Source organism: Paenibacillus sp. FSL L8-0641 (genome assembly GCF_038006265.1).
GTDB classification, from domain to species: domain Bacteria; phylum Bacillota; class Bacilli; order Paenibacillales; family Paenibacillaceae; genus Paenibacillus; species Paenibacillus polymyxa_D.
The window spans coordinates 3,569,334-3,591,244 of sequence record NZ_JBBOUW010000001.1 but is presented as its reverse complement, the minus strand read 5'-3'; the positions used below and the strand labels follow the sequence as shown (position 1 = coordinate 3,591,244).

Below are 21,911 nucleotides of genomic sequence, written 5' to 3'. Positions count from 1 at the left end.
GAGGAATAACATGCGGATTTTGCATACAGGTGATTGGCATTTGGGTCGCACGTTGGAAGGACGCAGCCGTTTGAAGGAGCAGGAGGCGTTTTTGGAAGAACTAGCGAAAATGGCTGACGATCAGCAGGCCGATTTGATTATGATGGCTGGAGACGTATACGACTCAGTCAATCCTTCAGCCGCAGCCGAGCAATTGTTTTATGAAACGTCTGCCCGTCTTACGGCTGGAGGAAGACCACTAGTCGTCATTGCGGGCAATCATGATCAGCCGGAAAGGGTATCCTCGGTCACACCACTGGTGAGCGGGCGCGGAATTACATTGCTGGGACTGCCCCATGGGGAAGCGGTACACGTTCGTACACCGCGAACGGGTGAAATGGCATGCATTGCAGCCTTGCCATATCCCTCCGAGTCTCGTCTGAACGAGCTATTGTCTGAAGACGGAGATGAAACAGTCTTGCGCGAGGCATACAGTCGCCGTGTGGGCTTGCTGATGTCACAGCTAGGGACAGCATTTCGGCCTGACACCGTTAATTTGTCGATGAGCCATATTTATGTGCTCGGCGGGCTGGAGTCGGACTCGGAACGCCCGATTCAGGTCGGGGGGGCGTATACCGTAGATCCGTCTGCTTTGAGCATTGGGGCACAGTATACGGCTCTAGGACATTTGCATCGTCCCCAATATGTGAAAGGAGACGGGCTGATGCGTTATAGTGGCTCGCCGCTGGCTTATAGCTTTTCCGAAGCCGGACAAGCCAAATCGGTTACGTTAATTGACGTGGTTGCTGGCAAGCCTGCTCAGGTCGAGGAACTGTATATTACCAGTGGACGCCCATTAGTGAGGTGGCGCGCACGGGGAGGTCTGGAGGAAGTATATCGCTGGCTGGACGAAGAACTAGATGCTGATGCCTTTATTGATCTGGAAATTACGCTGGATGAAGCAATGTCGATGGGAGATATTCAGCGGCTGCGCAAAAGCCGTGAAGGTATCATTCATATTCGCCCCATGTATCCAGAAATGGCTGCCGCACAGCTGGAGCACCAACGATCAGAACTGCCAGTGCATGAGCTGTTCCGGGCATTCTATCAGCGGCAGACAGGCGGAGCACAGCCAGATGACGGATTAGTGCAGTTGTTTCTGGAGCTGGTGGAACAGGATGATGCAAGAGATCACGCTGAGGAGGATGACGCATGAAACCAATCCTTCTAAAACTGGCGGGGTTGCAAAGCTACCGGGAGTCGCAGGAAATTCGCTTTGACGATTTGACCGAAACTGGGCTGTTCGGAATTTTTGGCCCAACAGGTAGTGGAAAATCAACGCTGTTGGATGCCATTACGTTGGCTATGTACGGTAAAGTGGAGCGGGCAGTGAATGGTACACAAGGCATTATGAATCATGCTGAGGATACGTTGTCTGTTGCATTTACGTTTGAATTAATGTCAGCTCAAGGACCTCGTCGTTATCGTGTAGAACGACGTTTCAAACGTGCTGGAGGCGTATCGGTTAATAATACGCTTAGCCGTTTTATTGCGTTAACAGAGGATGGCGAGGAAGTGCTTGCCGATAAGGTGCAGGATGTGACGCGCTGTGTGGAGGAGTATATCGGCCTGAAAATGGACGATTTTACACGAGCTGTCGTATTGCCGCAGGGAAAGTTTGCGGAATTCTTGTCCTTAAAGGGCAGTGAACGCAGACAGATGCTACAGCGTTTGTTCCATCTGGAGAAGTACGGAGATCAACTTGCACAGAAGCTAAGCCGTCGTGTGAAAGATAACGATATCGCACTGAAAGCATTAGAGGCGGAGCAGCAAGGGCTGGGGGATGCGAGTGCTGAAGCACTTGAACATGTAGAGTTGCGTCTCAAAGAGGCGATTGCCAATGCAGAAGCTTCGCGTCGCGAGCTAGAGCGTGTCTCACGTGAATCGGAGGCGCTAAACAAAACACGTGAGCTAGTCATCGAGCTCAGCCAAAGATCGAAAGAGCTGAAGCAGTTGGCAGCACAGGAGCCGGGCATTGCTTTGCTGGAGCACAAGCTTCGACAAGCAACTTCAGCCGAGGCATTGCTGCCTGCGCTGACGGATTGGAAGGAAGCCATTGCTGAAGCGGAAAAACGGCATAAGACTGCCGAAGAAGTGGCAGTCCTGGCCGCTACCGCGCAGGAGGCTGCGCTTGTCTCTGCGCAAGCAGATGAGCAGGCCCGGCAAGCACTCAGTGCCGAAGAACCAAAGCTATTGCTTCGGATCGACCAACTAGAACAGGCGCTTCAACTGGAGCGTGATACGGAAGCGTTGCGGACCGAACGGGACCGTCTGGCGGCCGAGCTTGGGCATAGCGAACAAATCCTTGCTGAACATGCAGAAGGACTCGCAAAGGAACAAGAGCTACAGACGCGAGGCTTGAAGCGACAGCAAGAGCTTCAACAAGAGCTAAAGCAAAATGAAGTGCGAGCAGATGAGCGGCGTATGCTGCAAGAGGCTGTGCAACGGTTGCAACAGCTGGAAATCGCGAATGAGCAATTGCGTGAAGCTGAACTGGAGTACGTGACTCAGGAGAAACGGCTTGCGCAAGCTGACGAACGTCTAAAGCTGACGGACCAGGAGACACAGGAGACGGAGGCACGGCGTTCTGCCCTTGCTGCACAGGCAGCTGATGGCATTGAGGCATTGCTGACGTTGGAGGCAGAAATCACCGCCGATATGTCGTCACTGGCTGCCGAGGAAGAACAGCTGCGTCACGAGCTCCGTGCCGAGGAGCTGGGGCGTCTCGCTCAGCATCTCGCTGCCGAGTTGCGCGAAGGCGAGCCGTGCGCAGTGTGCGGCTCGCTGCATCACCCCGCGCCTGCCGTCGTCGCGGCGCATAGCGCGGATGCCGCTGCGCCAGATGAGATGCACCGCCTGCGGCTTGGTTTGCAGGAGCTGCGCCTCACACTGCGCCAGCAGTTGCACGAGCAACGCAGCTTGCTGGCGCAGCCCGCCACCGCAAACAGTGGCGCTGCCGCCACGGGCGAGCCTTTCACGCCTGCGGCAGCGCCAGCAGAGCCGCGTGGTGCCGCAGCATGGGCGGAGCGCTGCGCGGCTCTGGAACGTGCTGCAGCCGAGCTAGCCGCACGTGCGCATGCGCTGCCTGCCGAGGCACAGGCGCTGCGCGAAGCAGACGCCGCTGGACAGCAGCGGCGTATCCGTGCCGCCGCCGAGCAGGAGGCAGCAGCTGTAGCGCTGACGCAGGCACAGAGCAAGCGCGAGGCATGCACCACGCGCAGCGAGGGGCTGCGCGCCGAATGGGCGGCGCAGCTGCCGGATGTCGCTCCGGGCGAAGCCGCGGAGCGTTACCGCGCCATGCAGGAGCGCGATGGGCGTGCGGAAGAGCTGCGGTCCCGGCTGGAGACGAGTGTGACTTTCCTCGAAGGAAAGGCGGCGCGTGTTCAACAGATACAGCAGAGTATCATCGAGGAGGACAAAATCATTATTGCCCGTCGTACAGGGCTCCAAAGCAAAGATGATTCGCTTCGTGAAAAGCTAGCACAGCTCCGAAAGTGGGTTGGAGATGGCCAAGCGGCTTCATTGCTCGAAGAAGCGACCTCGCGACTGTTGGGACTGAAAAACGGAGCCGAAGCCGCGGCACGCCGCCGTACCGAAGCGGAAGAACACAAGCAGCGAGCCGTTCATGCTTCACTGATTGCACGGCAGGCCTCCGACTCGGCAGAAGAAAGACGTCAGATGGCAGAGTCCCGTTGGGGCAGCCGTTTGGAAGCCTCCTCCTTCGCTACGGAAGCAGAGGTCATGGAATGCTGCCTGGGACCGGAAGAAGCCGCACGCTATGAGCGTGAAGTGAGCTTGCATCGAGAACGGGAAAAAGAGCTGTCTTCCCGCTTAAAACATGTCGAAGAGCAGCTGAATGGAGCAACGGTAACAGAGGAACAGTGGGAAACGGCCACTGCACAGCTACGTGATTGCCGTGCACGCGACGAAGAGGCGCTTCAGAATCGCGCCAAGGCTGAGCGTGATTTAGAGGACTTGCAGCGTCGGCACGTCCGCTGGATGGAGCTGGAGTCCAATCGTGTACATTTGCGTAGTGAAGCGGAAAAAATGTCCAAGCTCCAGTCTGTTTTTCGTGGCAATGCCTTTGTTGAATATATTGCCGAGGAGCAGCTCATGCAGGTCAGCCAGTCGGCTTCACGCCGCCTGCGTTTTCTGACCAAGCAGCGTTACGCGCTAGAGGTAGATTCCAGCGGTGGTTTTGTTATTAGTGACGATGCCAACGGTGGGGTCAAACGTCCAGTATCGACCTTATCCGGTGGCGAAACGTTCCTGACCTCCTTGTCGCTTGCGCTTGCGCTGTCGGCTCAAATTCAATTGCGGGGCCAATACCCTCTGCAATTTTTCTTTCTGGATGAAGGCTTTGGAACGTTAGACCCTGAGCTGCTTGACACAGTGATCACTTCACTGGAAAAGCTGCACCACGATCAATTGTCTGTTGGTGTAATTAGTCATGTGCCTGAACTACGGGCCCGTCTTCCGCGCAAGCTGGTTGTTCTTCCAGCAGAGCAGGCTGGAGGCGGCTCACGTGTGGTTATGGAAACTTTTTGAAACAATGTGATACCGGTCACAGATACAGTTTCAAACTATTGTTATAATACAGCCAAGCCGACAAGTTAATCATACAGCACCCCGGCGGACGTATGCTGCGGAAGAAATCTTCCCGTCATACGTCCGTTCAGAGGGGCTCTGCCAAGAGCTCCCGGGGTGCTTCTTTTTTTTTGCAAGCCGGAATTCGCCCAATTTGATGTAGCAAATAGCCCGTTTTTGAATAACATACGGTATACATGCAAGAGCCTAGGAGGAAACAACCATGGAAAAAAGCATGACAACCGAAAAAGTTACAGCACCTGAACAGACGGATGCTAAAACACTATGTCAAAAGCATATGCATCGTTATGTATGCGTATGGGTGAAGGACGGGACAATGTATGACGGCATTGTAGAGCATGTGGATGATGAAAAGATATACTTAGCCGTTCCTATGGGTGGAGACGAGATGGAGAATGTCAATGTTAATCTCCCCTATCCGCCTAACAATTGTGGCTGCGGCTCCCGTGCTTATGGTGGTTATGCGTCTTATCCTCCGTATCCGTATCCGTACCCGTATCCAGTACCCGCTTATGCATATGGGTTCCCATACGGACGCCGTCGCTTTAATCGTTTGATTCTGCCACTTGCAGCGTTGACAGCGATTAGCTTGCTGCCTTATTACTAATCCTAATTCCTTAGTCGCCAGATATAGTGAATTCTCTGCTCTCTCCCGCCTACAGTTCTTGTACAGTACAAGTGACTTTAAGGCGCATCCATACATCATCACCATGCAAGGCTGTTTCTTCCATTATGAAGAAACAGCCTCTTTTTCACGTAAACCATCCCAAATATGATCCAATAATTAAAACTGTATCAGTACAGTTCAATGAAATGAGGTATCCTGTTTATCCATAAACCATGGTAACATCTAGCGTGTAAAGAAACATAAGAGGAATAAGCATGTAATGAAATGAGCATGTAATGAGTATGTAAAGAGCAGGTGGGAGGATATTGTGAAAAAATATGTATCAATTTTATTGGATATAGAACTTAAAATTCGCGAGGGACAATATAAATCAGGTTACAAGCTGCCGTCGGTCCGTGAGGCTTCTGAATTATACAGGTGCAGCAAAAGCACGATTTTGCGGGCATACGCTGAACTTGAAAAGAAACACGCCATCTATTCCATACCGCAAAGTGGATACTATGTAGTGGAAAATTCGGGCGATTTACACCATAGCCATATGCAAGACTTCGTTGATTTTGCTTCGGCCTCCCCGGATTTAAATGTATTCCCTTATCTGGATCTCCAACATTGTTTGAATCAGGCTATTGACACCTACAAATATCATCTGTTCACTTATGGCGATTCGCAAGGACTGGAAACACTGCGTCATACGTTAGTTTCCCATTTAGCTGATACTCAGGTGTTTGCAAAAATGGATCGGATTATCGTTACTTCGGGTGTTCAGCAGGCATTGGAGATACTCGCTAAAATGCCGTTTCCCAATGGCAAAGAAAAGGTTTTGGTCGAGCAGCCAAGTTACGATATATATTTGCGTTTTCTGGAGGAAGAGAACATACCCGTCAGTACCATTGTCCGGACAGCGGAAGGTATGGATTTTCACGAATTGGAGAATCAATTTAAGAACGAGAGCATCAAGTTTTTTTATACCATGTCAAGATATCATAATCCATTAGGAATCTCATACAACACAGAGGAGCGAAAAGCGATAGCTGCCTTAGCCGCCAAATATGATGTGTATATCGTAGAAGATGACTATATGGCAGATTTGGGGGCTGATCATCTTTTTGATCCCATTTATGCATACGACCAGACGGACCATGTTATTTATTTAAAAAGTTTCTCGAAAATCATTTTCCCCGGCTTGCGATTAGGAGTTGCGGTATTTCCAGAAGTCCTATTAAAGACGTTTAACGCTTATAAAAGATATGTCGACACATCTATGTTGTCTCAGGCGGCGCTTGATATTTATATTAAAAATGGAATGTATGAACGCCACAAGCACACGATATGTAAACTGTATTCGGAGCGCATTCGTACTCTGAACAAGGCCGTGGAACGATACAATCAGGCCGGATACGTTCAGACTTCAGCTGTAACCTCAGGAGTTTATATGCAGTTTAAACTGCCTCGGACAGTGAATTTGGAACGCTTGGTACAGTGTCTTTCTGCGAGGAACATCCAGGTTGTAGCTGGCAAAGGCTTTTATTTATCAGGCTATAGGAAACAAGAGAAGTTTTTGCGCATAAGTATTTCGCGCGCGCAGCTGGATCAAATTGATGGAGGGGTGAAAGCCATTATAGAGGAAGTTAGTAAGGGAAACTGGTATTAAGACCCTTTTTCCGTTATGATACATATAGAAACATAAGTATAACCAAACATGGATGTATATGTTTCTATTCAGTGTGGGAAATACATAACTTTGAATGCCGAGAGCAAGGGGTGTTTGTGTCTATTTGCTTAGGATCGGCTCACTGCCAAAGGAGGGTTTTGAATGGACGATCTGTTTTTGAAAATTGTGGATGGAACCATCCCCAGCAAGAAGGTGTTGGAAACCGACAATGTGCTCGCATTTCATGACATCCAGCCTGCGGCACCAGTACACGTGCTCATTATTCCCAAAAAATATATTCCTTCAATGAACGCTGTGACGGAGGAGGATCTTCCTCTTATCGCGGAGATTCATCGTGTTGCGGTTGAGGTTGCGAAAAAGTTAGGAATCGCCGAGTCTGGTTATCGGTTGATTAACAACTGTGGCCCGGATAGTGGACAAGCGGTGGGGCATCTGCATTATCACTTACTGGGCGGCGCCAAATTGGGTGCCTTGACAGGTATTTCGGACTCACATTCTTAAAAAATGACAGAGCTTGTCTTTTCAGTAATACGGATGTGAATGGAGAAAAGTGGCCCTTTATGTATTCATTTTTTCTTATAGGTTGACACCTGGTTTCCGTTTCACCTATAATAAAATTTGATGAACCGTGTTATTGCTCTTGGACGGTCTGGTCGGAGGGAGGGAAAACTGGTGTCTGAAACTAAAGTTCGCAAAAACGAGACAATTGATGCTGCACTTCGTCGCTTTAAACGTTCCATTGCTAAGGATGGCGTATTGGCTGAGGTGAAGAAACGCAAGCATTATGAAAAGCCAAGCGTAAAGCGCAAGAAAAAGTCCGAGGCTGCTCGTAAGAGAAAGTTCTAGGAGGATCTAAGCAATCATGAATTTGAGCGAACGATTGAACGAAGATATGAAGCAAGCAATGAAGAGTAAGGACAAGTTCAAACTCTCCACCATTCGAATGGTTCGTTCTACGATTAAAAATCTTGAAATAGATTTGAAACGGGATTTGGACGACAACGAAGTGCTTGATATTCTGAGTCGTGAGATCAAACAGCGAAAAGATGCCCTCCATGAATTTGAAAAAGCCGGTCGTGATGAACTTGCGACAAGCACTAAAGCAGAAATAGAGATCATCGCTCAGTACCTTCCCGAACAACTTTCTGAGGAAGAAATTAAAGTTATTGTACAGCAGACCATCCAGGAAACCGGTGCTTCTTCGAAAGCCGAGATGGGGAAAGTAATGACGGCCTTGATGCCTAAGGTAAAAGGCCGCGCTGACGGTAAGCTCGTGAACCAAGCGGTTCAGCAATTTCTGCAATAAACCTGCGACAAACAGGAAAACACAACACCCTCTGTTTACAGAGGGTGTTATTTCTATATATGCGATGCCTGCCTTAGGATGTAATGATGAGAAAATTCTTTTATGTAATCGCTATCTTTAATTGTGTGAAACGTGATGTCCGTTGGGTGCGTAAAGTATCTGACAGCCGACAGGATTAGCAATATACCCAATAATTTCACATTAAATCCTGAAAACTGTATAGTTTGTCTAACAAAGTTTGGTATGCTGTAACATAGAAAGATCGAAAGGGGGGAGAGAAATGCATAGAGAACATCACCACTCCAGTCGTAAGTTGATCTTTTTAACGTTGTGGATTATGGTATCCGTTTTGCTGTTACCCTTAGTTCATTCCGAATCAGCGGCGGCCCAAACTAAAGGTGGAGCTGTGTTTGTTATACCAGTTGAACAGGAAATTGAGCAAGGTCTGGGCAAATTTATGGAACGTGGATTTGCAGAAGCAGCAGATTCCAAAGCAGGTCTGATTTTACTGGATATTAACACTCCCGGTGGACGGGTAGATACAGCGGAGAAGCTGGGCAAACTGATTAAAGACAGTCCAATTCCGACCGTAGCCTATATAAGGGGCGAAGCGGCCTCAGCGGGTAGCTATATTGCGTTGAGCGCAAACAAGATTGTTATGAAACCGGGGAGTATTATCGGAGCAGCAGCGTTAGTAGACGGCAGGGGGCAGGCTATCACAGATCCAAAAACGATAGCCTGGTGGAAGAGTAGCATGGCATCTGCCGCAGAAGCGAGCGGACGTAATCCAGATATTGCTAGAGGTATGGTTGACTCTAAAACGACTGTATCTATGCCAGAGATGAACTTTAATAAGGAAAATGGTCAGATCATTTCTTTAACTAGTGAGGAAGCGCTGAAGTTGGGTTATGCGGATCACATCGCGTCTTCCGAACAAGAAGTGATCCAGTGGATGGGTTACAGCACGGATGATGTCATTCATGTGGAGCGAACATGGGCTGAAAAGGCAGCCGAGATATTGACCAACCCCATAGTGCAGACATTGCTTTTATTTATCGGTATCGCGGGTGTCGTTATTGAGTTGCTCGTGCCCGGTTTTGGTGTGCCGGGGATTTTGGGCATACTCGGATTTGGTTTGTATTTTTTCGGAAATTATATCGCTGGTTTTGCAGGTTCGGAGACGTGGTTGTTGTTTATTATCGGTCTGGCTCTGCTTATCCTTGAAATGTTCATCCCAAGCTTTGGCATTTTGGGCATTTTGGGTTCCGTCAGCCTTGTCACCGGAGTTGTTCGGGCAGCATACAACATGCAGCATGCGTTTATATCTTTGGGCATTGCCTTTGCAGCTGCGGTTGCTGTGGTGGCGATCATCGCGGTTGTATTCAAGGACCGAGGGATATGGAACCGTTTTATACTTAAAGAAAGTTTAACGGCTGAACAAGGTTTTTCTTCAGTTGTGAACCGGGAAATGCTATTAGGTCAAAAGGGTGTCAGTCTGACTCCACTTCGTCCAGCCGGAACGGTGCTGATCGCTGATGAGCGAGTCGATGTTGTAACGAACGGCGAGTTTATTGCTACAGATATGCCGATTATAGTATCCAAAGTAGAAGGCGGGCGAATTGTGGTCAAGGCAGACACTAGCGTCTAAACAAGCAAATAACAAAGAATTAGATTAATGGAGGATGATGCGAGTGTTCGAATCGGGTATTGTCAGCGTTTTGCTGATTGCCGTTGTAGTGATTATTGTATTGAGCGTATTTTTTAGTTTCTTCCCGGTGATGCTGTGGATTTCAGCATTGGCTTCGGGTGTGCGCATTGGCATCATTACGCTGGTAGCTATGCGCTTACGGCGCGTCACGCCAAGCCGAATTGTCAATCCGCTCATTAAGGCAACCAAGGCGGGTCTGGGCTTGAACATCAACCAGCTGGAAAGCCACTTTCTCGCAGGAGGGAATGTAGACCGAGTGATCAATGCGTTGATTGCTGCGCAGCGAGCTAACATTCCGCTTGAGTTTGAACGTGCGGCAGCGATTGACCTTGCGGGACGGGATGTTCTGCAAGCGGTCCAAATGAGCGTTAATCCGCGTGTTATTGAGACACCTATTGTTGCTGCGGTCGCCAAGGATGGTATTGAAGTCAAGGTTAAAGCTCGTGTTACGGTGCGTGCCAACATTGATCGACTTGTTGGGGGTGCTGGAGAAGAAACGATTATTGCACGGGTCGGTGAAGGTATTGTTACGACCGTAGGTTCCAGTAACTCGCATAAGGACGTGCTGGAGAACCCGGATTCAATTTCAAGAACCGTATTGTCCAAAGGTTTGGATGCCGGGACAGCATTTGAAATCCTGTCCATTGATATTGCGGACGTTGATGTAGGTAAAAATATTGGTGCTTTTCTGCAAACAGAACAGGCGGAAGCCGACAAACGTATTGCGCAGGCAAAAGCAGAAGAGCGGCGTGCGATGGCTGTAGCGCAGGAGCAGGAAATGAAGGCGCGTGTTGTAGAAATGAGAGCACGCGTGGTGGAATCCGAATCCGAAGTACCGCTGGCAATGGCTGAAGCGCTACGCGGCGGGAAGCTTGGTGTCATGGACTATATGAATTTGAAAAATATTGAGGCGGATACGCAAATGCGTGGCTCCTTAGGCAAACCGAATGAGAACTCGGGGAATGACAACAAGAACCGGGATTAATAACGGGACATAGCCGATGAATTACGGCAGCTAGGTGGTGAGTAATGAACTTTATCAGCTGGATCTTTGAACATTTGTATATCCTGATCGTGATTGGCTTTGCTTTGGTGTCCTTTTTGGGGAAAAGCATCCAAGGTACAGGGCGGAAATCACCGCCGCGAAAAGGTATGCCTACCTTTGGTGGTGATCATGGTTCTCGCGGGCCCTCGACGTCATCCAGACCCTTCACAATGGAACATGGGCAAGAGCAACGTCAGCAGGATATTGCTGGAGAATTGCAACGTCAATTTCCTAATGAACGACGGACGGTTATGGAAGCTCGTCGCATAGAAGAAATGGGCGATCGGCCGGAAACGGAAGAACGAATGAACCGGGATTCATTAGATAACGGTTCGACTCTAGAGGATCGGATCCGTGCTATGGAAGAAGAACGAAAAATGGTTTTAGCCCGTCTCGATCGTATATCCAATGCGAGGGAGTCAGGGGAAATTACAGATGCGCCAGAGATAGCTTCGCAAGACCGTAATACGGTGGATACGGCTGATCTGCGCAGAGGTGTGATTTGGGCAGAAATATTAGGTCCTCCACGTTCCAAGCGCTACATGGGTGGAGGAAGAAGTTAAAATGATAGTGGATCCGTCACGGCTTTGGCTGTGGCGGATCTTTTTTTTGTGATGCTTTAGGAATACATAACCATGCTCGGAATAAAAAGTGAATTAACGACAAATGCTCTAATTACCTGACAACGAATGTGATAATCCCTTGTGTGCTCTAGCTTTCTCACATTTGTTGTCATCTAAAATGATGGCATTTTGTCTAATTTAGCGTCTCATTTATGAAAATATATTCCTGAAAAATGATCAAATGTAACAATATGAATGGAGCTTTCCGAAAGCAGTTTTCATTTTTTCTTTTTTATATATAATGTTCTCAATGATAGATACTTATGAAATTCACTCCAAATTTACCCAAAATTTTATTTATATCGAGGTGATACAACAAGGTCATAAAAATGGAAAAATTAATTTTTAGGAGGATGGGATCGATGGGAAATAGCTTGTTTAGAAAGAAGAGCATTGATCAGTTGATTGCCGCTACGCGAGGGGAAAAAGCACTCAAAAGGGAATTGGGTGCGTTTGATTTAACGATGCTTGGAATTGGAGCCATTATCGGAACGGGAATTTTTGTGTTGACAGGTACAGGAGCAGTTACGGCTGGTCCAGGCTTGGTTCTTTCTTTTGTCATTGCGGGACTCGCGTGTTTATTCGCAGCATTGGCTTATGCGGAGTTTGCATCCACCGTTCCAGTATCCGGTTCTGTTTACACTTTTACATATGCTACGATGGGGGAGCTATTGGCCTTTATTATTGGATGGGATTTAATTTTGGAATACATGCTGGCAGCCAGCGCCGTTTCCGCAGGTTGGTCGGGTTACTTTGTATCATTTTTGAACGGAATTGGCCTTCACATTCCGCTTGAATTCACTGCCGCACCGGGGGCTTTGAAAGACCAAACTACTTATTTTAATCTCCCAGCTTTTTTAATTTTGATGGGTATCACGTTCTTGCTTTATTTAGGGATAAAAGAATCAAAACGGATAAACAACATCATGGTAATCATAAAAATTGTTGTTATTTTATTATTTATCATCGTTGCTTTTAAATATGTGAAGCCAGATAACTGGACACCGTTTATGCCGTTTGGGTTCAGTGGGGTGTTTGGAGCCGCAGCTCTTGTGTTTTTTTCTTTTATTGGTTTTGATGCTGTTTCATCGGCGGCTGAAGAAACTAAAAATCCCACTACTAATTTACCGCGAGGCATTATTTTCTCACTCATTATTTGTACGTTTTTGTATGTCATTGTTAGCGCGATTATGACTGGTATAGTACCGTTTATGCAATTTGAAGGTATCTCTCACCCCGTGTCATTGGTATTGCAGGTTGCAGGCCAGAACTGGGTTGCAGGTATTGTAGATATAGGAGCCATCTTAGGGATGACAACGGTCATGCTGGTAATGCTCTATGGTCAAACTCGTATTATGTTTGCTATGTCACGTGACGGCTTAGTCCCCAAAGTATTATCCAAGGTTCATTCCAAATACAAAACGCCCTACATTAACACGTTGTTTTTCGGCACTTTATCTGCATTAATGGGTGGACTGATTCCGCTGGATGAGTTAGCAAGTTTGGTGAACATTGGAACCTTGTCAGCATTTATTCTGATTTCGGTCGCCGTTATCGTTATGAGAAAAACACAACCTGACTTGCCAAGGGCCTTCCGATGTCCTGGAGTTCCGTATATCCCGATCCTGGCTATCGTTTCATGTGGGGTGCTCATTCTTAATTTGAATGGCCAGACATTTATTCGCTTTATTATTTGGCTTGTCATTGGTATGGCTGTTTACTTCTTATACTCTAGAAAAAACTCTCTTTTAAATCGAGATAGCGAAAAATAACCGTGTCATTTAATGAAATTCAAAAAAAGACAACCTTTGTTTTCAATATGAAAATGAGGTTGTCTTTTTTGTTGTGAATTTTGAAAGGACACATCTTTTTCCTCTGCAATATAGTAGCTACTACGAATTGTAAGTTTAGCCTCATAAATGCCGCGACTGGATCATAAAATGTACAGTACAGATATCTGTGGCACTGGTGTAATGGTGTTCACTGATCATAAGAATATAAGATGGAAAGCCAGCAGCGTAGCTGCCTTGAAACATTTATGGGTACCGGATGGCAATAACAGAAGATGAAAAAATAGCAGCGTGATGTCATCAAAACAACTCTAAGCCGTTGGATAACAAATATTTTGATGACAGGAAGGGAGATTTCGCCGTATGAGCAGGATGAGCCGCAAACTGCGAAAGTGGGCCAGCGAGACGCTGGAGCTTCCGCAGGACATTCTATTTGACCTGCCGCGGTTAACCCTCATCGGCAGCCGTCAGCTTTATGTGGAGAATCACCGGGGCGTGGTGGATTTCACGCCGGATCAGCTCGTACTTGCACTTGCGCAAGGCAGGCTGAGGGTGTCCGGCCATGATCTAGTCATTACGTCTATTCTGCCAGAGCAGGTAAGTGTGGAGGGACATATAACGGATATCCAAATGGAAGGAACGGAGGAAGGCTCGTGAAACATCCTGCTTTAGCAAAGCTGCGTGGTACGGTTACCCTTGCTATCAAGGGCGAAAGTGTGGAAGCTTTCATTAATATACTCACCGATCACCATTTACCTGTGTGGAACGTGCGGCCGATGGGTACTAGACATGCAGAAATGAACCTTCTACTGCCGCACGTCTTCCTCCTACGCCCGCTTTTGAGAAGGACAGGCTGTAAAATGCATGTTCTGAAGCGGCAAGGGCTTCCCTTTACTGCTGCACGACTTGCCAAACGTAAGTTTTTCCTGGCTGGATTGGCTTTGTTCTGGATAGGTCTTCTGCTGATGTCTTCGCTTATCTGGGACATTGAAGTAAAGGGGAATGATAAGCTATCGACGGAATCTGTTCTCAAAGCCGCTCGACAGGAGGGTCTGTATCCATTTCAATGGAGCTTTCGTCTATCCAGTCAAGACAAGCTTTCACGTGCGCTCATGCAGAAGCTTCCAGAAGCATCCTGGATCGGTGTGGAAAAGCAGGGTACTTTGGTGACGATTCAGGTTGTTGAAGCTTCACAGCCTACCCCTGCGCCGCTCTACAGCCCTCGTCATATCATTAGTAAGGCAGATGCGGTAGTTACTGAAATTTTTGCCGAGCAGGGTCGTCCTGTCGTGCATAAAAATACGCGTGTCAAAAAAGGAGCCATCCTCATCTCTGGAACGCTTGGAGATGAGGAGAACCAACAGCAGGTCGTAGCCAAAGGAGAGGTTAAGGGTCTTGTATGGCATGAATACGAAATTAGCAGTCCCATGGTGCAACGCAGCAGCACGTATACAGGTACCAGTCACGACCGCTTGTATCTGGTATTAGGCAACCGTGCGATACAATTATGGGGATATGGGAAAATACCTTATTCTACACATAAAGCAACAGTTGAACATGATCCGCTAACATGGCGTTCCTACAAACTTCCGGTGGGTTGGATGACCGAAAGTGTGAGAGAGACAAAGATACAGGAGCAGAAGCTTACGGAAGCAGAAGCGAAAATGTCAGGTTTAGAAGGCGCGAGAGCTGATATTTTAGCTAAATACGGCAAAGGAACGAAAATAATGAGCCAAAAAATTTTGCATGAGAAGAGAGAGAATGGTAAAGTTTATATGAAAGTGCTTTTTGAAGTGGAGCAGGATATTGCGGAAGAACTTCCGTTAGTTCATAACCAAGGAGAATGAGGCTATTTGGCAGAACAACAACGCAGCATACAAATTGCATTGAACAATGCGGGAGAAGGACAGGCGCTATTTGGCCCGCAGGATTCCTTTTTGAAATTAATCGAAGCAGCTATTCCCGCAAAAATAGCATCTCGTGAGGCAGAAGTTAATGTTTTTGGTAATGCTCACGAGGTGGAAGTGCTCGAACAAATGTTCGACGTATTACTCCAGTTAATTCGCAATGGGTATATACTGACCGAAAGGGATGTCCATTATGCGATTGAACTGGCAAAAGATTTGCGCGCTGATCAGCTGCTCGATTTGTTCAAGGGTGAAATTACGACGACGTTCCGGGGTAAACCGATTCGCGTCAAAACGATTGGACAAAAGCACTATGTAACCACGATTAAGAAACGCGATATTGTATTTGGAATTGGCCCGGCGGGTACTGGTAAAACCTATCTGGCTGTAGTGCTGGCCGTAGCTGCCCTGAAGGAAGGTTCAGTCAAGCGCATTGTACTGACTCGTCCTGCGGTGGAAGCAGGTGAAAATTTAGGTTTTTTACCAGGGGATTTACAGGAAAAGGTTGATCCGTATTTACGCCCATTGTATGATGCCCTATACGATGTGATGGGCCCAGAGCAGACTGCAAAGGCACTGGAACGTGGATTAATAGAAATTGCACCTTTGGCTTATATGCGGGGGCGTACGCTGGATGACTCCTTTATTATTTTGGACGAAGCGCAAAACACCACACCAGAGCAAATGAAAATGTTTTTGACTCGGCTTGGCTTTGGCTCCAAAATGGTCATTACCGGCGATGTCACGCAAATTGATTTGCCTCGTGGCAAAAAATCCGGTCTGATTGAAGCGAATGCGATTTTACAAGGGATTGAGGAAATAGGCTTTGTCCAGTTTGCAGAAGAGGATGTTGTCCGTCATTCCCTGGTACAGAAAATTATTGTTGCTTATGACCGAGTTGCCGAAAATCAAGGATAGTCATTCAATCACGAGTATGTCGTGTACGACCAGAAAAAGTATAAAATGAGCAGTGTAGCTGCCTTGAAAAAGATGATGGAGAGGGATTGTTTTAGATGACCTCGAAGGAATTATCTAAAGGGAAAACGTTCCAGCATAGAATGAATGGATGGAAGTATAGCGTGGCAACACGCTATCTTCTGTTTTTATTTTTGGTGGTTCTTTTTTATGTAGGCTTTGCGTCCAAGCTGCTTCCCGAGCGTTATGATATTCGGGTAAATCAACCGAGTGAAAAGGAAATTGTCGCCCCGATGCAGCTTCCTAACAGTAAGGCGACTTTGAAGGCTCAAGAGGAATCAGCTGAACGTGTGCAGCCCATGTATACCATTGTGCCCGTTCGCAACGATAACCTGATTACTGGTATTTTGGATCGAATTGAACGGCTCAATCAGGATGACCAGGTCTCCAGAGCAGATAAGATTTCCATTTATAAGGATGAGATTCCGCAACGTGCACGGGAATTTGTACAAAATTTTGTGAATAACAGCCGGAATGCAGATGCCTACCCAGATAAGTTGCTGGATGAAGTGCTGGAAAAAACGAAAGAGCAAACGTACCGAATTCCAGAGGAGACATTCATTAAAATTCCGCGCCTTACATCTGAGGATATTGCTGAAATGCGGCCTGTTGCCCGTGAGATTGTGACAGGGTTGATGAATGATCAAATTACGGATGCTCAGACAGCCCGAGCGAAAGTAGCTGAGCGGGTTAGTACAAGCTCGCTTACTAAGCGTACTTCACGGGAGGTTGTTCAGGAACTTGCAAGGCTTGTGATTACCGCCAACAAGTTTTATGATGATACAGCTACGAAGGACGCCAAGGTACAGGCTCGTGAAGATACACCGACAGTTTACATTAAACAGGGTGAAGTACTCGTCAAGAAGGGTGAGATTATTACCCAGGAAATCTATACACTGCTTGACGAAAATGAATTGCTCAAGGATAAAATCAATTATTGGCCACAATTTGGACTGCTGATGTTGTCTATGATGCTGGCATTAGGCCTGTTTATGTATATTCGTCAATTTCAATCACGAACACGAAACTTCAAGTATAATAATGCGCAGTTGCTCATGCTAGTATTAATCTTTGTGATTACAGTAGGAGCAATGATGTTAATTTCCATACTGCAGAACAATGAACGTTCCTATCTCGGCTATCTGGCGCCTATCGCGCTTGGAGCTATGCTTGTAACGCTGTTGCTTGATATGTCGTTGGCTTTCGTATGTGCCGTTATATTCAGTATATTGGCAAGTGTTATTTTGAATGTCCGTCAGGGACAAATTTTTGACTTTAATTTTGGCTTTTTTGCTATTGTGGTCTGTCTGGCAGCGATTTTCTCTACCCATCGAGCCAGCCAGCGTTCAACACTGTTCAAAGGGGCGATTATGGTATGCCTGTTCGGTGCCCTGTCTGTTTTTTCTCTGGCACTGATTGACCAAGGGAATTGGACTCAAACGACGACGCTCTATGGGGTAGCTTTTGCTTTTGCAGGTGGTCTGATAACAGCAATACTTGTTATTGGGCTAATGCCATTTTTTGAGTCTACTTTTGGTATCTTGTCGGCACTGAAGCTTGTTGAGCTGTCGAATCCCAACCATCCATTGCTCCGCAAGCTGCTTACGGAGACACCGGGAACGTATCATCATAGTGTAATGGTGGGTAATCTGTCAGAGGCCGCAGCGGAGGCTATAGGAGCAAACGGCTTGTTGTGCCGGGTTGGTTCATATTATCATGATATTGGTAAAACCAAGAGGCCTTCGTACTTCATTGAAAATCAAAATGGGTTGGAAAATCCACATGATACAATAGAGCCCAAGCTGAGCAAATCCATCATTATCGCCCATGCTCGTGACGGCGTGGAAATGCAATTGGATTACAAGCTACCCAAGCCAATTCGCGATATTGCCGAGCAGCACCACGGAACGACATTCTTACACTATTTTTATCACAAGGCGTTGCGTGAGGCTGAAGAACGGGGGATGGAGCCTGACTTCACGGAGGATGATTTCCGTTATCCGGGACCGAAGGCTCAGTCTAAAGAGTCTGCTGTGGTGGGAATTGCTGATAGTGTGGAGGCAGCAGTTCGTTCCTTACGGAAGCCGACGGTGGAACAGGTCGAATCCATGATTGAAAAAATTATTAAGAGCCGTCTTGATGATCACCAATTTAACGACTGCGAGCTGACCATGCGGGAGCTTGATATCGTGGCTCAAACCCTCAAGGAAACAGTAATGGGGATTTTCCATTCCCGTATTGAGTATCCAGAGGAAAGGCCCAAGTCTGAAAACGGAAAAGCTTAATATAACTTGTGCATGAAGCACGGGTAGAGCACTAGAATTAAAAGGAGCGGTTGGCATGGGCCTTCAATTAGCTTGGAATAATGAACAAAACGATATGGTAATTAACGAATCCTTGATTACGCTGCTGAACACCTTATTAGAGGAGGCAGGCAAAGTGGAAGGAGTCACTGACGGTGAGGTAGCCCTTACCTTCGTTAATGATGAGCAAATTCATGAGTTGAACAGGGACTATCGGGGAATTGATCGTCCCACCGATGTGTTGTCTTTTGCTATGAAGGAAACACTGGATGAAGAGCTTGAAATTATTTACGAACCGAATGATGAAAATTCATTGAATGATGTACCTGATGTTTTGGGGGATATTATAATCTCTGTACAAACAGCGCAAGCTCAGAGTGAAGAATACGGACATTCGATTGAGCGTGAAATCGGTTTTTTGTTTGTTCACGGCTTTCTTCATCTGTTAGGCTATGATCATCAGGATGATGTGAGTGAAGCTGAAATGATGGGCAAACAGGAAGCTGTACTGGCTCAAGCGGGGTTGACAAGGTAATGAGACGTCAGCCTTGGAGAATGACTTTTCGCTATGCGGCAGAAGGCGTGATGTACGCTCTGCGTACGCAAGTAAATATGCGGATACATGTGGCCGTGGCGCTCCTTGTCATTGTAGCAGGCTTAACTCTGCACATCTCCCGGCTCGACTGGTTATTCGTCTGCGTGGCTATCGCTATAGTCAATGTAGCCGAACTGTTCAACACCGCTGTTGAAGCAGCGGTGGATCTCATCTCACCTGATATTCATCCGCTGGCCAAAGCGGCTAAAGACACCGCCGCCGGAGCCGTGCTCCTGGCAGCGGTTTTTGCTGTAATTATTGGTATATTTGTGTTTTATAGGCCTATGTTGACGTTAATTAGTTCGCTGTTTTAATGGAAAAACCAAAATAAAATAGGTGCTTAATCGCGCTGGAGGAAATGAAATGGCTAAGAAACACTTTAAATCAGGCTTTGTCGCAATTGTTGGCAGACCTAATGTCGGAAAATCAACACTGATGAACCACGTCATTGGGCAGAAGATCGCCATTATGTCAGACAAGCCACAAACTACACGCAACAAAATTCACGGCGTATTTACTACAGAGGACACGCAAATTGTATTTTTGGATACACCCGGGATTCATAAGCGTCAGTCAAAATTAGGCGATTACATGAATCAGACTGCTTTTAATACGTTGGGTGAAGTAGAAACGGTACTTTTTCTTATTGACGCTGCTGAAGGTCTAGGCGGTGGCGACCGTTTTATTGCGGAACAGCTTAAACAAGTAAAAACGCCAGTTATTTTGGTGCTGAATAAAATTGATCGTATTGAGCCAGAAGCATTGTTACCCCTGATTGAGCAGTATCGCAAGTTGTACGACTTTGCAGAAATCGTACCCATCTCGGCCAAAATGGGCAACAATGTAAACACCCTGCTGGAGCAGGTGCAAAAATACTTACCAGAAGGTCCGCAATATTATCCGGATGATCAAATTACCGATCATCCAGAACAGTTTGTCATTGCCGAGCTGGTGCGTGAAAAAATTCTGCATATGACACGTGAGGAAGTACCCCATTCTATTGCGGTTATGATTGAAGATATGAAAGTGCAGGATAATGGTGTAGTGCATATTATGGCTGTTATTTTTGTAGAACGTGACTCCCAGAAGGGGATTATTATCGGCAAACAGGGAGCCATGCTCAAAGAAGTGGGCAAACAGGCACGCCAGGATATCCAAAACCTGTTAGGCTCCAAGATTTTCCTGGAACTTTGGGTTAAGGTCAAAAAAGACTGGCGCAACCAGGAACGCGTCCTTCGTGACCTTGGCTTTCATCGCGACGCTTAAAAACAGAACTCGATTCTAAGTCACTTTAGTTCAAGGGTTTATTGAGGTTAAAAATTGATATTAAATAAATATGTATAGTTGTAGTAAGCATCATAAAAAAGCCGTCCCGATCTCTTGGCTGAGATAGTAATAGTCTCCTGATCATTTAAAGCGCCGCGTATGTGCGGCGCTTAACTTCTTGCTCTTTTTATCCTTTTCTTCCAGCGATGAAATAGGTGTGCTTTAAAAAAGGCCTTGTATGCACGATGTAGCGGAGCGAAGGATTTGAATCTGAAGAAGCGATAGCGTTCGCCTTTACCCCCGAATTTAACCCTTTGTATGTTTTACATTCAAATAAATTCGGGGGTAACAGCGATCGTAAGATCAAATCATTTGCGAAGCGTATTCCATTCTACATACAGCAGCCTTTTTTAACGCAATCCATTTATTTCATCGCATACTTCCCTTCACTTCGCATCATCCTAATTTTGAGATGCAAACGTCATTTCCGAAGAAAGGATGAATACGATTGCGAGATTTTTCGTGGAAGTATTTTGCGATGACTGGAGATGTCGGTGCGTATCTGTTATACCGGGAGAGCGCCATGACAAGGGAGCAAGATACGGATGAAGGAGAGTCGGACGAGCATGAAGAAGCCCGTGAATAGTACAAGCCACTGGCTTCTTCGCGAATGTTTGGGGGAAGAGGCATGCTTTACAGGGTGGAAGGAATCGTCATCCGCAGCATGGATTACGGTGAGGGGAACAAAATTATTACGCTTTGCACCGAAAGCGGAGGCAAAGCAGGCGTGCTGGTCAGAGGTGCAAAAAAGTCCAAAAGCCGTCACGCTGCTTTAACGCAGCCGTTTACGTACGGCGAATTCGTTTTTTTTCGAAATACAGGCTTAGGCACGTTGAATGCCGGTGAAATCATCCAATCCCACCATACATTACGCGAGGATATTACTAAGGCAGCTTACGCTTCTTATGCTTGTGAATTACTCGATCGGGTGTTACAGGAGGAGGAAACAGGCGCATTCTGGTTTAGGCAGCTTAAAGCATGTTTGGAGGCGCTGGAGAGTGGCAAAGATCCGCTGATTGTCATGAGTATTTATGAATTTAAAATATTGCAGGCGGCCGGATATGCTCCTCAGCTTGATGCATGTATTTCAAGTGGTCAACAATGTGCTGATGAGGATATGTTCGTCAGTCCGAGGTTGGGTGGAGTTTTGTGTCGGAGCTACAAGCATTTTGATCCAGCTGCATTGAGCGTGACTCCACGTACACTGAAGTTGCTGCGCTTGTTCGCCAGAATGGATTTGAATCGGCTCGGCAACATTGACGTGAAGGACTCCACTAAGCTGGAGATCAAACATGTCATGCGTCAGTTCATGGATATGCAGTTGGAGGTCAAGCTAAAATCCCGCAATTTTTTGGATCAGCTCGACAAGTACGATATGTGAAACGC

General features: G+C 46.9%; 20 protein-coding genes. All 20 read left to right on the top strand.

Annotated elements, in window-relative coordinates:
* Positions 1-10 precede the first annotated feature (10 nt).
* Positions 11-1,195, top strand: a complete 1,185-nt coding sequence (locus MKY16_RS16225) for an exonuclease SbcCD subunit D (RefSeq protein ID WP_340956136.1) — start codon at positions 11-13, stop codon at positions 1,193-1,195.
* Entirely contained in the window at positions 1,192-4,587 is a 3,396-nt protein-coding gene (locus MKY16_RS16220) for an SMC family ATPase (protein WP_340956134.1), read from the top strand. Before MKY16_RS16225 ends, MKY16_RS16220 begins: the two co-directional genes overlap by 4 nt.
* A gap of 262 nt (positions 4,588-4,849) precedes the next feature.
* Positions 4,850-5,254 carry a hypothetical protein gene (locus tag MKY16_RS16215; RefSeq protein WP_029517802.1) on the top strand — a complete coding sequence of 135 codons (405 nt, stop codon included), beginning with the start codon at positions 4,850-4,852 and terminating at the stop codon, positions 5,252-5,254.
* 328 nt (positions 5,255-5,582) lie between these two features.
* The gene (locus tag MKY16_RS16210; protein WP_340956132.1) at positions 5,583-6,926 is read left to right on the top strand and encodes an aminotransferase-like domain-containing protein; all 1,344 of its coding nucleotides are present in this window, start codon (positions 5,583-5,585) and stop codon (positions 6,924-6,926) included.
* A gap of 162 nt (positions 6,927-7,088) precedes the next feature.
* On the top strand, positions 7,089-7,448 hold the full coding sequence (locus MKY16_RS16205; protein ID WP_025722131.1) for a histidine triad nucleotide-binding protein: 360 nt from the start codon (positions 7,089-7,091) through the stop codon (positions 7,446-7,448).
* A 171-nt stretch (positions 7,449-7,619) separates the two neighbouring features.
* The gene (gene rpsU / locus MKY16_RS16200; RefSeq protein WP_005547957.1) at positions 7,620-7,793 is read left to right on the top strand and encodes a 30S ribosomal protein S21; all 174 of its coding nucleotides are present in this window, start codon (positions 7,620-7,622) and stop codon (positions 7,791-7,793) included.
* Between the two features lie 16 nt (positions 7,794-7,809).
* Positions 7,810-8,253, top strand: coding sequence for a GatB/YqeY domain-containing protein (locus tag MKY16_RS16195; protein WP_013311146.1), 444 nt, complete (start codon positions 7,810-7,812; stop codon positions 8,251-8,253).
* A 280-nt stretch (positions 8,254-8,533) separates the two neighbouring features.
* Positions 8,534-9,901 carry an NfeD family protein gene (locus MKY16_RS16190; RefSeq protein ID WP_340956130.1) on the top strand — a complete coding sequence of 456 codons (1,368 nt, stop codon included), beginning with the start codon at positions 8,534-8,536 and terminating at the stop codon, positions 9,899-9,901.
* A gap of 43 nt (positions 9,902-9,944) precedes the next feature.
* Positions 9,945-10,946: a flotillin-like protein FloA gene (gene floA / locus MKY16_RS16185; protein ID WP_029517799.1), complete on the top strand. Its 1,002-nt coding sequence runs from the start codon at positions 9,945-9,947 to the stop codon at positions 10,944-10,946.
* A gap of 44 nt (positions 10,947-10,990) precedes the next feature.
* Positions 10,991-11,569, top strand: coding sequence for a hypothetical protein (locus MKY16_RS16180; protein WP_340956126.1), 579 nt, complete (start codon positions 10,991-10,993; stop codon positions 11,567-11,569).
* Between the two features lie 422 nt (positions 11,570-11,991).
* Positions 11,992-13,401: an amino acid permease gene (locus MKY16_RS16175; RefSeq protein WP_340956124.1), complete on the top strand. Its 1,410-nt coding sequence runs from the start codon at positions 11,992-11,994 to the stop codon at positions 13,399-13,401.
* A gap of 381 nt (positions 13,402-13,782) precedes the next feature.
* On the top strand, positions 13,783-14,076 hold the full coding sequence (yqfC, locus tag MKY16_RS16170) for a sporulation protein YqfC (RefSeq protein WP_029517796.1): 294 nt from the start codon (positions 13,783-13,785) through the stop codon (positions 14,074-14,076).
* Positions 14,073-15,266, top strand: a complete 1,194-nt coding sequence (gene yqfD / locus MKY16_RS16165) for a sporulation protein YqfD (RefSeq protein ID WP_340956121.1) — start codon at positions 14,073-14,075, stop codon at positions 15,264-15,266. Before yqfC ends, yqfD begins: the two co-directional genes overlap by 4 nt.
* Before the next feature lie 6 nt (positions 15,267-15,272).
* Positions 15,273-16,244, top strand: coding sequence for a PhoH family protein (locus tag MKY16_RS16160; RefSeq protein WP_340956119.1), 972 nt, complete (start codon positions 15,273-15,275; stop codon positions 16,242-16,244).
* Positions 16,245-16,339: 95 nt separating this feature from the next.
* Positions 16,340-18,586 (top strand): HD family phosphohydrolase, encoded by a 2,247-nt coding sequence (locus MKY16_RS16155; RefSeq protein WP_340956117.1) that lies wholly within the window; start codon positions 16,340-16,342, stop codon positions 18,584-18,586.
* 55 nt (positions 18,587-18,641) lie between these two features.
* Positions 18,642-19,139 (top strand): rRNA maturation RNase YbeY, encoded by a 498-nt coding sequence (ybeY, locus tag MKY16_RS16150; RefSeq protein ID WP_029517792.1) that lies wholly within the window; start codon positions 18,642-18,644, stop codon positions 19,137-19,139.
* A complete protein-coding gene (locus MKY16_RS16145; protein ID WP_340956115.1) occupies positions 19,139-19,513 on the top strand; it encodes a diacylglycerol kinase family protein in 375 nt (124 codons plus the stop codon). The genes ybeY and MKY16_RS16145 overlap by 1 nt, the downstream gene beginning before the upstream one ends.
* A gap of 49 nt (positions 19,514-19,562) precedes the next feature.
* Entirely contained in the window at positions 19,563-20,465 is a 903-nt protein-coding gene (era, locus tag MKY16_RS16140) for a GTPase Era (protein ID WP_340956113.1), read from the top strand.
* Positions 20,466-20,973: 508 nt separating this feature from the next.
* Entirely contained in the window at positions 20,974-21,111 is a 138-nt protein-coding gene (locus MKY16_RS16135) for a YqzL family protein (protein WP_080658633.1), read from the top strand.
* A gap of 42 nt (positions 21,112-21,153) precedes the next feature.
* Positions 21,154-21,906: a DNA repair protein RecO gene (gene recO / locus MKY16_RS16130; RefSeq protein ID WP_029517790.1), complete on the top strand. Its 753-nt coding sequence runs from the start codon at positions 21,154-21,156 to the stop codon at positions 21,904-21,906.
* Positions 21,907-21,911: the final 5 nt, after the last annotated feature.

Coding starts and splice junctions, on each gene's coding strand:
- yqfC (WP_029517796.1), top strand. CDS start 13,783: ATGAGCAGGATGAGCCGCAAACTGCGAAAGTGGGCCAGCGAGACGCTG.
- recO (WP_029517790.1), top strand. CDS start 21,154: ATGCTTTACAGGGTGGAAGGAATCGTCATCCGCAGCATGGATTACGGT.
- MKY16_RS16155 (WP_340956117.1), top strand. CDS start 16,340: ATGACCTCGAAGGAATTATCTAAAGGGAAAACGTTCCAGCATAGAATG.
- MKY16_RS16220 (WP_340956134.1), top strand. CDS start 1,192: ATGAAACCAATCCTTCTAAAACTGGCGGGGTTGCAAAGCTACCGGGAG.
- MKY16_RS16190 (WP_340956130.1), top strand. CDS start 8,534: ATGCATAGAGAACATCACCACTCCAGTCGTAAGTTGATCTTTTTAACG.
- MKY16_RS16205 (WP_025722131.1), top strand. CDS start 7,089: ATGGACGATCTGTTTTTGAAAATTGTGGATGGAACCATCCCCAGCAAG.
- MKY16_RS16180 (WP_340956126.1), top strand. CDS start 10,991: ATGAACTTTATCAGCTGGATCTTTGAACATTTGTATATCCTGATCGTG.
- ybeY (WP_029517792.1), top strand. CDS start 18,642: ATGGGCCTTCAATTAGCTTGGAATAATGAACAAAACGATATGGTAATT.
- MKY16_RS16145 (WP_340956115.1), top strand. CDS start 19,139: ATGAGACGTCAGCCTTGGAGAATGACTTTTCGCTATGCGGCAGAAGGC.
- MKY16_RS16225 (WP_340956136.1), top strand. CDS start 11: ATGCGGATTTTGCATACAGGTGATTGGCATTTGGGTCGCACGTTGGAA.
- MKY16_RS16175 (WP_340956124.1), top strand. CDS start 11,992: ATGGGAAATAGCTTGTTTAGAAAGAAGAGCATTGATCAGTTGATTGCC.
- era (WP_340956113.1), top strand. CDS start 19,563: ATGGCTAAGAAACACTTTAAATCAGGCTTTGTCGCAATTGTTGGCAGA.
- MKY16_RS16215 (WP_029517802.1), top strand. CDS start 4,850: ATGGAAAAAAGCATGACAACCGAAAAAGTTACAGCACCTGAACAGACG.
- MKY16_RS16195 (WP_013311146.1), top strand. CDS start 7,810: ATGAATTTGAGCGAACGATTGAACGAAGATATGAAGCAAGCAATGAAG.